8 protein-coding genes and 1 pseudogene are annotated in these 15,775 nt (G+C 60.8%); 1 reads left to right on the plus strand and 8 read right to left on the minus strand.

Features of this window, described 5'->3' with window-relative positions; translation table 11 throughout:
- Positions 1-171: 171 nt before the first annotated feature.
- From AC4BBN_RS15930 to AC4BBN_RS15940, 3 genes are read right to left on the minus strand one after another with little or no spacing between them, the layout of a single operon-like run.
- Positions 172-2,370: a GGDEF/EAL domain-containing response regulator gene (locus tag AC4BBN_RS15930; protein ID WP_490592981.1), complete on the minus strand. Its 2,199-nt coding sequence runs from the start codon at positions 2,368-2,370 to the stop codon at positions 172-174.
- Between the two features lie 60 nt (positions 2,371-2,430).
- A complete protein-coding gene (locus AC4BBN_RS15935; RefSeq protein ID WP_490592982.1) occupies positions 2,431-8,031 on the minus strand; it encodes a PAS domain S-box protein in 5,601 nt (1,866 codons plus the stop codon).
- On the minus strand, positions 8,028-9,005 hold the full coding sequence (locus tag AC4BBN_RS15940) for a diguanylate cyclase domain-containing protein (protein WP_490592983.1): 978 nt from the start codon (positions 9,003-9,005) through the stop codon (positions 8,028-8,030). Before AC4BBN_RS15940 ends, AC4BBN_RS15935 begins: the two co-directional genes overlap by 4 nt.
- Positions 9,006-9,429: 424 nt before the next feature.
- Here AC4BBN_RS15940 and AC4BBN_RS15945 point away from each other — a divergent pair.
- Positions 9,430-9,732 (plus strand): annotated as a pseudogene (locus AC4BBN_RS15945) (MFS transporter); the annotation flags it as partial.
- Positions 9,733-10,006: 274 nt separating this feature from the next.
- Here AC4BBN_RS15945 and AC4BBN_RS15950 read toward each other — a convergent pair.
- Genes AC4BBN_RS15950 through AC4BBN_RS15970 form a run of 5 tightly spaced genes read right to left on the minus strand, consistent with a single transcriptional unit; the run spans position 10,007 to position 15,766 of the window.
- On the minus strand, positions 10,007-11,260 hold the full coding sequence (locus AC4BBN_RS15950) for an MFS transporter (protein ID WP_490592984.1): 1,254 nt from the start codon (positions 11,258-11,260) through the stop codon (positions 10,007-10,009).
- 47 nt (positions 11,261-11,307) lie between these two features.
- A complete protein-coding gene (locus AC4BBN_RS15955) occupies positions 11,308-12,081 on the minus strand; it encodes an enoyl-CoA hydratase-related protein (protein WP_490592985.1) in 774 nt (257 codons plus the stop codon).
- A gap of 9 nt (positions 12,082-12,090) precedes the next feature.
- On the minus strand, positions 12,091-12,891 hold the full coding sequence (locus tag AC4BBN_RS15960) for a crotonase/enoyl-CoA hydratase family protein (protein WP_490592986.1): 801 nt from the start codon (positions 12,889-12,891) through the stop codon (positions 12,091-12,093).
- Positions 12,892-12,920: 29 nt separating this feature from the next.
- Positions 12,921-14,129: a 3-oxoadipyl-CoA thiolase gene (gene pcaF / locus AC4BBN_RS15965; protein WP_490592987.1), complete on the minus strand. Its 1,209-nt coding sequence runs from the start codon at positions 14,127-14,129 to the stop codon at positions 12,921-12,923.
- Between the two features lie 11 nt (positions 14,130-14,140).
- Positions 14,141-15,766, minus strand: coding sequence for a carboxylesterase/lipase family protein (locus AC4BBN_RS15970; RefSeq protein ID WP_490592988.1), 1,626 nt, complete (start codon positions 15,764-15,766; stop codon positions 14,141-14,143).
- Positions 15,767-15,775 lie beyond the last annotated feature (9 nt).

Raw genomic sequence — 15,775 nt, forward strand, 5'->3', positions numbered from 1 at the left:
AAAGTGCCGGATCAGCTACTTGCTTCAGACACACCACCACAACCGTTCATGCACATGGTTGCAATCTGAGGCATGTATCTAATCACGCAAAAGTAGCCTCCAGCGCAGGTATTACCTACGCTGGAAGCTACACTTTCAATAGCAAATACACCTACAGCCGCAGCACGCGCGTCAATCCCATTCGCTGCTGGTCAAGCCAATGCGCTGCAGCCATTCGCGTACGCCCTTGGGCCGCGAGAAAAGGTAGCCCTGCATGGAAGGCACACCGCGTTGGCGCAAGAAATCCGCCTGCGACTCGGTTTCCACACCTTCGGCAACCACATGCAGATGGAAACGCAAAGCGATGTCCAAAATGACCTCAATCAAGGCTGCATCGCTTGCCTGGACGCCTAGGCCTTGCACAAAACTCTGGTCAATCTTCAACTCCCGTACGGGCAGTTGCTTGAGATACGCCAGACTGGAATAGCCCGTTCCAAAGTCGTCGATGGAGAACTGCAAGCCCAGCTCCGTCAAGGCATTCATACGCTCTATGACCTGCGGCACATCGTTGAGCATCATGCCCTCGGTGACTTCCAGTACCAATCTTCCTGGGCGTATCTGGTATTGGCGCAGCAAGCCGCTGACAAACTCTACGAAGTCGGCCTCTCTGAAATGGCGCGGGCTGATATTGACCGAGATGGGCAGCTTGCAGCCATGCGTATCCAAGTAAGCGAGCAGCCGGCACACCGCTGTCAGCATCCAGCGGTCCAACTCGACGATCAGGTACGAAAACTCCACTTGCGGAATAAAGAGCCCGGGCGCAAGAAGTCCACGCACCGGATGCTGCCATCGCACCAATGCCTCGGCGCCCTGAATGGCACCATTTCCATCCACTTGCGATTGCAAAAAGACGCGCAGCTCACTTTTCGCAATGGCGACCCGCAAAGAATGTTCATCCTTTAGCCTGCCCTCGATTGCCTCGCCCATTCCGCGCTCATAAAAAGTAACGGTATTTCCGCCGGCTGCTTTGGCCTCACGTCTGGCGCTCTCGGCCCGCCGAACGATTTCACCGGCTACCTCGTTCGAACACTCTGGATAAATTGCCACACCTACAGTTCCCCGCAAGTGGAACAGATCCGATTCCATTTCCTCCGAAAACCGATGCAAAACCCGCCGTATGCGCAACGCAGCCTCACCGGCGTGCTGCGCAGCAGTGGCGCTATCCGGGTAAACGGGGGGAATAAGAACTGCAAAATGGGCCCCGCCCAAGCGGGACAGAGATAGCCCATGCTCCAAACCCTCTGTCAATCGCTGGGCTATGCGGGCAAGCGCATCGTCACCCATTTGCATGCCGCGTGAAGCATTCAAGTCGCTGAAATTTTCAATATCAAACACCATGACCGCGCCTTTCAGCGTGGGCGAAGCGGTTGACCCCAAAGTCTGCACAAGACGGTCTGAAAACAGAGAACGATTGGGCAGACCTGTCACGGCGTCGTGCCAAGTAAGGAACTCCATGCGGTCTTGCACTTCCTTGAAGCGAGACACATCACTGAATACGCCCACGTAGCACGCCACCTCCCCCTCATCGTCGTACACCGTGCTGATACTTAACAGCTCCGCAAATACTTCGTTGCTCTTACGCCGGTTCCAAATCTCGCCCGTCCACGAGCCCAGACGGGTAATGCGCTCCCACATGATTTCAAAAAAGACGGGCTCATGGCGCCCGGACTTCAGCATGCGCGGGTTACGGCCGAGAACCTCGCTTTCGGTGTACCCGCAGATCGCGGTGAATGATGCGTTCACAGCCAGGATCTCGCCCGTTTTGGAGGTGATGATCACACCGTCGCTGGTACTTTCAAAAACCTGCGCAAATAGCTTTTGCCGCGATTTGACCTCACCCAACTCAGTGGAATACCACGCCAGCATTTCGTGCTGCTTTTGCAACAACGTCAGCTTCTCATTCAAAGCGCGGTTTACATCCTCCAACTCCGAGATCAAGCCACGCAGACGCAGTTGGGTATGGACGCGGGCACACACTACGCTGGGTGTAAACGGCTTGGCAACATAGTCCACGGCGCCAATGGACAAACCATACTCTTCCGCATCAGGTGCGCTTTTGGCCGTGACGAAAATGACCGGAATATGGCGGGTCGCTGCGTCGCTCTTCAAACGCTTACACACAGCATAGCCATCAATATCCGGCATCTCCACGTCCAGCAATACTATGTCTAGCATGGGATTGGACGCCGCAATTTCCAGCGCTGCAGCCCCATCGGTCGCCACCAATACCTCGTATTCGGGCTGCAGCAGCTTCGCCAGGACACGCAGGTTGACCGGGTCATCGTCCACCAACAGAAGTACGGCTTTGCGTGCTGCCACGGAATCAAGCATAAAGTGCCTCCGTTTTAAACCAGGCTGAACGCCTTCCAATTTTGCATTTGTGGCAGGGGGTCACATGCATAGCTTGTGCAGTAATTGCGCCGCTGCTTCAAACTGCAGTCTTTCCATGCAGTCCTGCAATTTTTGAAATTCTGCCCGGTCCAGCAATGGCCTGATCTGCGCCTGAATCTCTTCAAATTTATCCAAAGCTTCCATGTTTTGTCTTAACAAAAGCTTACGCAGGTTGACAAGCTCTTGGGGGTCAAGAGGCACCGCAGATGCACTGCCCGCAGTTTCCAGAGCGCGACTGTAAGCATCCAGGTGCGGCCCAGCACTGCGCTGAATTTTTTGCAGCTCCAGGTCGATTTTCTGAACCCACTGCACCATCTGGGCGGGCGGCGCTGTCAAACAGTCTGACTCAGCTTCTGCCGCAAGCTTCTCTACCGTACTAAGGCCCAGCGTTCCTGCTGTGCCTCTGAGCCTATGCATTCTTCCCTTGAAATTGGACCGAAGCTCTTGAGTGTCCAGCGGCTTGTCTTCAAATTCACCCAACAGCAACTTCAACATACTTAAAAATAAGGACAAATCCCCCCCCACACGACCCGAGGCAGCGCTTGTATCCACACCGTAGATGTTGGGCCAATCAGATGCGCCAGCCGCCGGGCTATCGGGTCGGGCGCCGGACTCGGCTTGCAATGGCGTAAATGGCAGGTGGCGCCGGATGACGTTGACCAATTGCCGCACTTCAAAGGGCTTGGCTACAAAATCATCCATTCCGGCAGCTACCGCTTCTTGCTGCTCCTCCAGCATGGCACCCGCGGTCAGCGCAATGATGGGCAGACCGGTCAGGCCCAGTTGGGTGCGGATCAGGCGGGTTGCAGTCAGGCCGTCCAGCTCGGGCATTTGCACATCCATTAACACTGCGTCATAAGCGTCTGGTTGCGCTGCCAACATATCGATCGCCTGCTGACCACGGCCAGCCAGACTGACCTGCGCACCTTCTAGCTGCAGAATGCGCTTGGCCACCTCCAGGTTGATTTCGCTGTCGTCCACCACCAGCACACGCACTGCCTGCAAGCCGGTACCGACGCTGAGGTCTCGATTGCTTTGTATCCCGGCGCGCTCGCTTTGCGCCACAACGCCAAACTCCAGCTCGAACCAGAACTCGCTGCCCAGTCCTTGCGTGCTGTTCAGCCCCAGCTCCCCGCCCATCAGGGTGACCAGGTGCTTCACGATGGACAGGCCCAGCCCGGTACCGCCAAAACGGCGCGTGGTGGTGGAATCCTCTTGCACAAAGGGCTGAAACAGCCTGGTCTGGGCTGCAGGCGAAATACCAATGCCGCTGTCTCGCACCTCGAAGCGCAAACGCATGCTGTCCGGTGTGTCGGCCAACAACCGAACATCCAGGCTCACCTTGCCAGCTTCGGTGAACTTGACGGCGTTGGACAAGAGGTTGGTCAACACCTGCTGTAGCCGTGTAGCGTCGCCCTTCACAACGTCCGGCACCCCTGGGCCCGCATGTATTTCGAATTCCAACCCCTTAGCCTGCACCTGCATGGCCATGAGTTCAGACAGGTTGCGCAGCAGCAGGCTGAGGTCGATCGGCACATGCTCAATCGCCATCTCATTGGCTTCAATCTTGGACAGGTCCAGCACATCGTTGATCAAAACCAGCAAAGACTGGCTGGCCGTTCGGATTTTGTCCAGAAAGGCAGTCTGCTCCGTATCCAGCTGCGTGTGTCCTAAAAGATAGGACAGACCAATCACCGCATTCATCGGCGTACGAATCTCGTGGCTCATATTGGCCAGAAACTGGCTCTTGGCGCGACTCGCCTGCTTGGCTTGATGTATGGCTTTGCGCAAAGTCAGCTCGACCTGCTTTTGCTTAGAAACATCGTATGCCACCCCTAGGTAACCAAACACGCTGCCATCTGCAGTCTGCATGGCTGTAACTACGAGCGCGACAGTCACCCTGCTGCCATTTTTGTGGATATACGTCCACTCACGCGGTTCGCGGAACACCGAGGGGTCGGTAAACACTGCGCCGCCTTCGATCGGATAGCCGAGCTGCTCGGCCATCTCCCGGCTGCGCGCTTGTATTTCCGTTGCGTCGTGGATCACCACAGGTGTGTGCAAACCCACCATCTCTTCTGCAGAGTAGCCCAGCAATCGCTGAGCGCCCGCGTTGAAAATACGGATAACGAGATTCGCATCGGTCGCGATGATGGACACCTCGGATGCCGCCTCCAGCACGTTTTGCAGCAAGGAGCTGGTCTCCGTCAACCGCTGCTCGGCCAGCTTGCTTTGCGTCACATCAAAGTTCACACCAGTGAGTCTGATCGGCTTTCCGTCCGCGTCGCGCTGTACCCGTGCAGCAGATTTCAAATAGCGCACCTCGCCATCCGGACGACAGATCCGAAACTCCACCACCAGCGGGTCGGAACCAAGCAGAGCTTTAGCGGCAGCGGCTTCGTAGTGGGCTCTATCGTCTGGATGCAGGCACTGCTCCCACACTGCCAACGGATCCAGGCCAATCGTCGACGCCACGCCAAACAGCTCAAAAACCCGCGCATCCCAATGCAGAGCGCGGTTAACAAGATCCAAATCCCACACACCCAACCCCGCGCCGTCTGCAGCCATTTCAAAGCGCAAATTGGTGTCGTGCAGCTGGGCTTCGACTTGCTTACGGGCGGTGATGTCGCGCGAAATGCCGAAGATGCCAATCGTCCGGCCAAGGGAATCGCGCAAGGGCATCTTGGTAGAGAGATTCCAGGTTGGTGGCCGATCTGGCCAGGTTTCCTGCTCCTCCAGGTCCACCACAGGCACACCGGTATCCATGATCTGCCTTTCCAGGCGCGCAGTCCCCTCGGCATGCTGCGTAGAAAAGAAATCGGCATCCGATTTGCCTATGGCCAGATCAGGCTTTTCCAGACCATAACGTTTGGCCAGTCCAGGGTTGATGCGCAAGAACCGGCATTCCAGGTCCTTGAAGTAAATCTGGTCGGGCACCGTATCTAGCAGAGAGGCCATCAAATGGCGCTCATCGGCCAAGGCAATCTCTGTCTGTTTTCGGCCCGTAATATCTAGCAGAATGCCGACCAAGCGCACCACCCGACCAGCCTCAAATTCAGGTTCACCCAGCACCCGCACCCATATCTGCCGCCCTAGGTGGGTGCGCATACGGACCTCCAGGTCCCAAGCTGCATTGTCCGCCAAGGCCTTGCTGATAGCGGCTTCAATGACAGGACGGTCCTCTTCCTCGTAAAAGCTCAGACCTGCATCCAGGCTAGGTTGGTAATCCATGGGCACTTCATGGATCTTTTTCAGCTCCGGCGACCAGGTGACGGTCGCGGTATCCATATCCACCTCCCAGGCGCCCAATTTGGCCACGCGGCTCGCGCGCTGCAGAAGCGACTGGCTGGCCCGCAGCTCTTGCTCGGCCAATTTGGAGGCGGTCACATCACTGCGGATGGAGATATAGCGCTCCACCTTGCCGTCGGCGCCCATGAAAGGAGCAATGATGCTGTTGACCCAATACAAGGAGCCATCTTTTGCGCGGTTGCAAATATCGCCGCGCCAAGGCAAGCCGGCAGAGATGGTCCGCCATACTTGCGGCCAAAAGTCAGCCCCCTGCAGGCCGGAGTTCACCATGCGATGGGTTTGCCCCAACAGCTCTTCGCGGGTGTAGCCTGAGATGCTACAAAACGCATCGTTCACCTCGGTGATGCGACCTGCCCGGTCCGTGGCAGACACGATGGTGTGCAGGTGGATGGTATGCAACAGCGCCGTGTTGTCGCGCTGCAGCTCTGCCAACGCCAGGCGCCCTTCGACAAGTTCGGAGACATCGTGGACAAAGACATAAAAACCTTGCACTTCGCCATCCACAACATCCGGCAAATAGTGCGCAAGGGAATGCCGCACCCCCGAGCCATCCGGCATGGGAATAGCCCGTTCAAACGTCTGTGGCACGCCCGCTAGAGCCGACTCCATATACGGCAAGTTGCGCGCATATATGTCTTCGCCCAATAGATCACGAATATTCTTGCCCTGCAATGCACCGGGCTCCACACCAAACCAATCTTCATAGGCATGGTTGGCGAACTTGTTGACCAAACCCCGGTCCCAATAGGCGATAAGCGACGGTATGGCGTCCAAAATATTCTGCAAGTCACGGCGGGTTGCGTCCAACTGCTGGGTGCGCTGCAGCACCTGCTGCTCGAGGCTGGCGTTCAGCAATCTCACCTGCGCTTGTGCTTGCTTGGTATCACGGATGTCGCGGACAGTCCTCACCTGCCCTACAGTGCGCCCGGCAGCATCAATGATGGGGGCAACTGTCACGGCTACGTCGATCAGGTCTCCTTGCCGGTTGGCATAAACCGTTTCATAAACACCACGAAAGTTCCCTGCCGCTGCGGCATCGGTAGCATTGGTTGCGTCTCCCCCTTCGGGCGTAAACGAATGGTTCGAGATCAACTCTGACAACGGACGCTTTAACGCCTGCGCGGCGGAATAGCCCAAGAGTTTTTCAGCGGCCGGATTCCAGTTCAGCACCATACCGTCCAATGAAACCGCAATGATGGCGTCGGCAGAAAACTCCACCATCGATGCCCGCTGTGATCGCTCCAACTGTACTTGCGCCACTTGCTGCACCACTTGCTGGCGCACATACGCCATGATTGCCAAAAGCAGGCTGATGAATGCGCCCATGGCCGCAACCGCGCCAGGGCCAACAAGGCTCAACTGTTCCACGAACAGCTGGGTGGGCTGCAAACTTAGCTCCCAGGTGCGGCCAAAGATGGCGATGCGAACGCTCTGCTGCATCCCTTCCGCAACAGGTAGATCTGTGGACTGGCTATAAAACGTGTGCGTCTCGGCTCCCGCCACATCTTTGAGCTTCAACATCAATTTGTCGCGGTGCAAATCGGCCCCTGCAAGTACCTCGTCTATCGCCAAAGGCGCATACGACCAACCCTGGGTTGCCACGATACGCTCCTCCTCTGTACTAAGCTCAGAGTCGGGGCGGTAAATCGGCAATAGCAGCAGAAAAGATGTCCTCGACTTCCCCTTGGTTTGCACCAAAGTAATGGGCCCAGTGAGGGTAGGCAAACCCGTGCGCATGGCTTGATCTGCAGCGAACTTGCGACTTTCTTCAGACGCTATGTCCAGGCCCACCGCCACGCCATTGGTGGATGCTGGCTCGATATATTGGATTACATAGCGTTCGCCAACGTGCGGCTGCAGCTGCCGCACCGCAAAGTTGGGCCAGCCATCGGCCTGAGAAGCGGCTACAAACGCAGCCTCTTGCTCTGGCGGTACACGGCGTATCACGCCAAAGCCGCGCGCGCCAGGGAACTCTTTCTCGATATTGCGGCTTTGCGCGTAATGCCGGAAATCTCGCCGGCCCAACTGGTCAAACCCGGCGCTCAAAGCGGCACCCCGCACACCTCGCAAGCCATATTCGTAGATGCCCAGACGGTGCTGCACCTCACCGACGGTGTCTTGCATCAGCACTGCAAAACGTTGTTCAGCAAGCTTGTTATTTTCAAAGTGCTGCCAAACCGCAGCGCACATGGACAGCAGCAAGCCCGCCGCAAACACCATCGCCGCACGGACAGAGGGCTTTTGCAGAGCCTCGCCATAACCCGGCCTGACCAAACTGAAAGACGGCTTCATGGCAATAAGTCCGTATCCGTGCGATTGAGCGACGCACAGAGCCAATGTGGCCCCTGCGATGAGAGATGGTCGGCCCGCAAGGCCCAAACCTGCGCGCGGCCCGCACCTTTGGCTGCGTACAGGGCTTTGTCTGCAGCGAGGATCAGGTCACGTTCGGTACATGCTTGAGGCACGCTGTCCAGAAAGCCAATGCCCACGCTGACCGTGACATGGCTGGCAATGCTTGAGCCGGCGTGCGGCAGCGCCAATACATCCATGGCATCCAAGACGCGTTGCGCCACATGCTGGGCACCAGCCAGCGTGACATCTGGGAGCAAAATTGCAAACTCCTCCCCCCCATAGCGGGCGACCAAATCAGACGGGCGCTGACAGCTTTGTTCCAGAGTCAGTGCCACCGCGCGCAAGCAACCGTCACCAGCCGGGTGGCCGTAGTGGTCGTTGAACCGCTTGAAATAGTCCACATCGATCAGCAGCACGGCGAGGCCGTCCTTTTCGCGCGCACAACGCAGCCATTCACGGGACAACCTGGCATCAAAACGGCGCCGATTTGCGATTTGTGTGAGCGCATCCACCGTCGAGGTATGGCGCAACTCGTCGGTAAGGCGCTTGATACGCAACTGGCTTTTGACACGGGCCAGCAGCAAGGGCTCGCTAATAGGTTTGGCAATAAAGTCCACCGCCCCCAGCTCCAGTCCAGCGATATGCACCTCCGTATCGCTATGGCTCGTCACAAAGATGATGGCCACATCGGCAAACTCGGGGTCCGCCATAAGGGTTTCGCACACCTGGAAGCCGCTCGTGCCCGGCATTTCAGCATCCAGCAAGATCAAATCGGGTGGCGATTCACGGGCCAAACGCAAGGCGGTGTCACCATCTAGGGCAAAGCGCAGCTCGGCCACATTCGACAAAATACGGCTCATGCTGCGAATGATCACCAGATCATCGTCTACCAACAGAATGCTGCTGTTCTTCATAGCTGGACCCGCTTATTGGTTCTATCGTGGCTAGTATGTCGTTTCATTTTGGCGGTATATCAAAGTTTGACCACAATTCGAACGATGAAAAGGCCAACGGTGGGTTCTCCGCTCTGGCCACATACGCTCTGCCAGCCCAGTGCTGGTTACACCCCCAGCATCATGCAGACAGAAGCGCCAGGGACGCCACTGGAAAAAGCGGGAGTGGAGAACACTGTATGGGCTTCATCATCCCCTCAACGCCTTCGGCATATATGGAATGCCGCAGCCCATCCCATTTTTGCAGCGCACCCGCTTGCGGTCTACCGCCCAACATACGCCCGCCCTCGCACATTCTGTTGCGCCGACTCGGTCAGCAACTCCGCTAGCCGCTGTACCGGCGGCTCGGGCTCGCTACTGGCCCAGCGCAGGGCCAGAGTGATTTGCGGCGATGGCGCTGTGGGCCGCGCCATCGCACGGGCAGATTCCACCGCTGGGCTTGCTGGCCGGCGGGTTGGTGCTGGTTGGCCTGCCGGGCGGCAGCGTGAACGGCGCCAGCGGACGGGCGGTGATGCTGTGGTTTGCCGACGCTGAGCGCAGCCTGGCGATGAGCATCCGCCAGACCGCCGTGCCAAAGGGCGGCGGCATCGGCGCGCTGCTGCTGCCGGCCGTGGCGCTGCAGCACGGCTTTGCCACGATCTACAGCCTGCTGGCCGTGCTGTGCCTGCTGGGCGCGCTGCTGACCTGGGACGGACCAGCGGCGCAACCGCCCGGCCTATCTGCGCGCCTCTAGCGGGCTGAGTGCTGCGCTGTTTGCCGCGCTGGCGCTGTTTTGTGCGCTGGCCGAGGGTGAACAACTATTGGCATCGCCGCTGGTCTGGCTGCTGGCCAGCGGCTGCACGTTGCTGGCCCTGCCTTTGCTCGGTGGCAGCCAAACACAGCGCACTGCCAATTTATAAGAAATCAGCCTGTAGCGCACGTACTACCTGCACCAGTAGCTATCCATTCAATAGCAAAACAATTTAGTGGGCGGTACGTACTTCTGCGCTGGTAACTTGCCCGCGCGCGCTTGGCGCGGCGCCAAACAAGTAAGCGCCCAGCCGGAACATCAGGTAGATCGCGACGAGCAACCCGGCCGCCAGCAAGCCCATGGCAGGGGCGTAGCTGTGCAGATGCTGGTAGCTCATACCCATCACAAACGGCCCCATGGCTGAGCCCAGCATGAAGACTGCGAACAGGTAGCCATAGATTTCGCCAAACGCCCGCAAGCCCAGGTAGCGCGACTGCAAAAAGGCGATCAAATCCACCTCGGCGCCCAAGCCCAAGCCCACCAGAACAGCAGCCGGCACCAAAAGTGCCGTAGCGCTGCTACCCAGCAGCATGCCGATACCGACCAGAGGCAGCGCGAAAAACACGATCGCGATATATGGCGCAAAAATCCGGTCCAGCAGGTAGCCGGCCAGCAGGCGGCCACCTATCAGCGCAACTCCGGCCGCACTCAGTGCCGCCGTGGCGCTGCGAGCTTCCATGCCGCGGTCCACCATCATCGGCACGATATGGGCAATCGTGCCGCTGGCCGCCAGTGCGACCAGAAAGAAGCTCAACGCCAGCTTCCAAAAGGCCTGGCTGCGCAGCGCCTGGCGGGCCGTCAGACCGGGCAAGCTGGTCGGTGCCTTGGCCCGTGCCGTGCCGGTTGTCGCATCCCGCCGCGCCACCAAGAAGGCCATGGCCGGCAGCGCAATCACCAGAGTCAACGCACCCAGCCCGACATAGGCAGCGCGCCAGCCGAACTCGGCCAGCACACGCTGCGCAAACAGCGGCACCAGCGCCGTGCCCAGCCCCACGCCGGCAATCGAGATGCCCAGCGCCAAGCCGCGCTTGGCATCAAATGCCGACGAGACGGCTTTGCAATAAGTCAGCGGGGTTTGCCCCGCAGCCACGATGCCGGCCAGGCCGTACAGGGCCACAAAGGCCCATGTGGCATCGGCAAACAGACCAATACCGGCCATGGCCAGCCCAAACAGCGTGATGGCCGGCAGCGCCACGGCACGGATGCCGAAGCGGTCCACCAGGCGCCCGGCGATGGGCGTAGCCAGCCCGGTCATCAGCAGCCCCACCATCAGCGCCGCCGACAGTGTGCCGCGCTCGGCATGCAGGGCCTGCGACACCGGCATCACGAACACGCCAAAGCTGAACTGCATCACCGGGCCATTGCCCACCACCAGGCCCAGTACCGAGCCCACCACGATCCACCACGGACTGCGAACACTTTTCATTTTTTGTCTCCTGTCATTGTTTTTACACCAGCGGCAATCCCGAAACTCTATGGCTCGGTGAACTGCGCTGCCCGTTTCTCCAGCCGCGCGCGTATGCCCTCGGTCTTGTCCTCAGTGGCAAACAGCAGCTGAAACGATTTGCGCTCGAACTGCAGTCCCTGCTCCAGCGGCAGGTGCATGCCTTGCAGCACCGCCTCCTTGATGAAACGCAGCGCCTGCTGCGGGCCGGCCGCCAGCTGCTGGGCCAGCGCCAAGGCGCGGGCTTCGACCTGCTCATCGGGCAGCACCTCGCTTGCCAGGCCCATCGCCAGCGCGTCGGCGGCGGTGATGGCGGCGCCGGTTAGCAGCAGCTGCATTGCACGGAACTTGCCCACCGCCCGGGTCAGGCGCTGGGTGGCGCCGCCGCCGGGCATCAGACCAATCAACACCTCGGGCTGGCCGAAGCGCGCGCCCTGCCCTGCCAGCAGAATGTCAGCATGCATGGCCAGCTCGCAGCCGCCACCCAACGCATGGCCGCGCACCGCAGCAATCACCGGCTTGCGGCAGCTGCTGATGGCGCCCCAGAGTTTGTCCATCTGCCGGGCGATGATTTCGGACGGCGTGGCGTCCACGTACTCACGCAGGTCGGCACCGGCACAGAAGGCGCGCTCACTGCCGGCCAGGACGATGGCGCGCACGGCGGTATCTGCATCCAAGCGGGCAAAAGCCTCGGCCAAGGCCTGGCGCAGCGCCAGGTTCAGCGCGTTCAGCACGGCGGGGCGGTGCAGCCGCAGCATCACCACGCCGGGCGCCGGCTGTTCTTCCAGAAGAATCTGTTCCATACGCCTCCTTCAGCCGCCGAACACCGGCGCACGTTTTTCAAAGAAGGCCGCTACCGCCTCGGCATGGTCGGCTGTGTGGTGGGCATGGCCTTGCAGGTCGGCTGCGGTGTCCAGCGCCTCGTCCAGTGTGCGGGTGCGGGCCTGCTGCAGCAGCTGCTTGGTCCAGCGCAGTACCTGCGGCGGATTGGCTGCAATGCGCTCGGCCAAGGCCAGCGCGGCATCCAGCAAGGCATGGGGTTCCACCAGGCGCGACACCAGGCCGATACGCAAGGCCTCATCGGCGTCGATGGTGTCGCCTGTCAGGGCCAGCTCGGCCGCCTTGGAGGCCCCCACCGCGCGGGGCAGCAGCCAGCAGCCGCCATCGCCGGGCACGATGCCCACCTTGACAAAACTCTCTGCAAAACGGGCCGATGTACTGGCGATGCGGATATCGCACATGCAGGCCAGGTCGTTACCCGCGCCAATGGCCGGGCCGTTGACCGCCGCGATGATGGGGACCTGCAGCGACTGGAAGGCGCGCGGAATGCGCTGGATGCCGGCGCGGTAGTTGGCGGCGATCTGCGTGGGTGAGCCGGCAAACATGCCGGCCCTGTCGCGCATCTCGGCCACATTGCCGCCAGAGCAAAACGCACTGCCTGCGCCGGTCAGCACGGCGGCGCGGATCTGCATGTCGGTATTCAGCCGCGCGAACAGGTCTTCAAATGCGGCAAACATGGCCTCCCCGCTCAGCGCATTGCGGGTGTCGGGACGGTTCAACGTCAGCAGGGCGATGGGGCCGCGCTGCTCGTAGAGGATGGGATCGGTTTGCATGGTGTTCTTTCAGATTCGTTCAGACTCGCTCAAACTCGCTCAATAGCCAGCGCGATGCCCTGGCCCACGCCTATGCACATGGTCACCAGCGCACGCCGGCCACCCGTGTGCTCCAGCTGGCGCAGCGCCGTCAGCGCCAGGCGGATGCCGGACATGCCCAGCGGGTGGCCCAGCGCAATCGCGCCGCCGTTCGGGTTGACGTGTTCACCGTCGTCGGGCAGACCCAGCGCGCGCAGCACGGCCAGGCCTTGTGCGGCAAAAGCCTCGTTGAGTTCGACCACATCGAAGTCGGAGATAGACAGCCCCGTCTGCGCCAGCAGCTTCTGTACCGCCGGCACCGGGCCTATGCCCATGACGCGCGGCGCCACGCCGGCGCTGGCAATACCGAGCACGCGGGCGCGCGGCTGCAGGCCAGCACGCGCGGCCCCGGCTTCGCTGGCCAGCAGCAAGGCAGCAGCGCCGTCATTGACGCCGGACGAATTGCCCGCCGTGACGCTGCCCCCAGCGCGGAAGACCGGCTTCAAGCGCGCCAGGCTGTCCAGGGTGGTGTCAGCACGCGGGTGCTCGTCTTGCGCCACCACCAGGCTATCGACTTTGCGCCCACCGGGCACACTGACGGGCACGATCTCCCCAATGAACCAGCCCGCCGCCTGGGCGCGGGCCGTGCGCTGCTGGCTGCGCAGCGCGAACGCATCCTGTTCGGCGCGGGAAATGCCGTGCTCTTGCGCCACGTTTTCGGCCGTGTCGCCCATCGCGTCCACGCCGTACAGGTCTTCCATACGCGGATTGACGAAGCGCCAGCCGATGGTGGAATCAAAAATTTCCGCCTGGCGCGAGAAGGCACTGCTGGCTTTCGGCATGACCAGCGGCGCGCGGCTCATGCTTTCCACGCCGCCAGCCAGCGCCAGGTCCAGCTGACCAGCGGCAATGCCACGCGCCGCGCTGGCAATCGCTTCCAGTCCAGAGCCGCACAAGCGGTTCACCGTGGCCGCCGCCACCGTAACAGGCAAACCGGCCAGCAGCGCGCTCATGCGGGCCACGTTGCGGTTGTCTTCTCCTGCCTGGTTGACGCAACCAAAGTACACCTCTTCCAAGCGGTTCCAGTCCAGGCCCGGATGGCGCGCCATCAAGGCCTGCAGCGGCAGCGCGCCCAGGTCATCGGTGCGCACGCCAGCCAAGGCGCCACCGTAGCGGCCTATGGGGGTGCGGATACCGTCGCAGATAAATGCTGTTTGCATGCGTATCCCCGTTAGAAAGGCAGGGCCCGGCCAAGAGCCTGGGCGTAGTAGGCATCAAAGAAGTCCAACGCCGGGCGGAACGGCGCAGCAGCCGGGGCAATGCCGTCGCCAATGAACAGCGCCGGGCTGCTGGCGCCAGTGAACTCGGGCCAGGCCACCAGGTCGCCACCGTTCGGGTTACCGGTACGGGCAAAGTTGACAAGGTAGCTGGACGCAGCATCCGCTATGCGCCGGTCGGTGGCGTCATACGGGCGTGCTGGCACGCTGCGGTCCAGGTTGTTGTAGAAGTAAACCTGCTCCAGCGAGTGGTAGGCGCCGAAGTTGGCGGGCGGGTCTTGCTCATTGAACTTCTGGTCCGCGTAGTAGGCCGGGCGGCGCGTGAAGTGGTACAAAAAAGTCTTGGACTTGTGCTGCGCCGCGTGGGCCCGCGCCAGGGTCCATGGCTGCCAGGCAAAAAAGCTGTCGCGCATAGGCTGGTAGGCCATGGCCAATACGTCGCTGTCGCTGCTCGCGGGATACACCGCCTTGAACTGTGCGGCAAAAGTGCCATAGCGCGCCGCAGCCGTGCTGTTATAGCCCGCCAGCGTGGTGGCAAATGCCGGGTAAGGCGTGCCCTCGTCGGCATTCCAGCCCACCAGCAAAGGCACGTCGTGGATCTTGCCCTGGGCCAGCAGCAGGTCCAACTGGTCGGGCCACACCACGCCATCGACGATGGGGCCGATATACGAGCCCGCACCGGCCATGATCTGCTGCGGCGTTTTGGCACGCAGTGCGGCCAGGTCGGTAGCCCCCAGGTTGCTGGCAAACGTGGTGCCCGCAGCTTCCGCCTGGGCCAGCGTGGTGTTGGGTGCACCGGCGGGTAAGCTCGCCAGGCTCTCGATCACCAGCCTGTGGAACAGGTTGGCCGCCAACGGCGAGGCCAGCAACACGCTGGACAGGCCGGAGCCAGCCGACTCGCTGTAGAGAGTGATGTTGGCCGGGTCACCACCAAAGGCGGCGATGTTGGACTGCACCCACTTCAGCGCAGCGATGGCGTCCAGCAAGGCGTAGTTGCCTGACACATGCTGGCCCGACTCGGCGCTGAGCCCGGGGTGCGCCAGAAAGCCCAGCGGGCCCAGCCGGTAGTTCAGCGTGACCACCACGGCGCCTTTTTCGGCTAGGCCGATGCCGCTGTAATTGCCCTGCGAACCGGCGCCCAGCTGGTAGCCACCGCCATGCACCAGCAGCATCACCGGCCGCTTTTCGCTGGCTCTGGCGGCACCAGTCCAGACGTTCAGGTACAGACAATCTTCACTCTGTGCGGCAATGGGCTGGTAGAGGATGGAGCCAGGCAAGCCGGCGGGTCGGCTACCCTGGTAGCAGCCTGCAGAGAACGCATCGTTGCGGCGCACGCCGGCCCAGGCCACCACAGGCGCGGGTGCGGCCCAGCGCAGTGCACCTACGGGCGGTGCGGCGAACGGCATGGCCTTGAAGACGCGCACGGTGGCGGTCGATTCCGCAGCAGCGGCTACGCTGCCGCCCGTCACGCCCACAATGTCATCGGCGGCTGAATAGGGCACGCTATCAGCACCGGCGCAGGCCACGGAAAGCCAAGCGGCGAGTAGCGCCGCAGCGAATGTGTAAAAAGATTTGTGCATGGAGTGGCT

Source organism: Rhodoferax sp. SPJ21, from assembly GCF_058216335.1.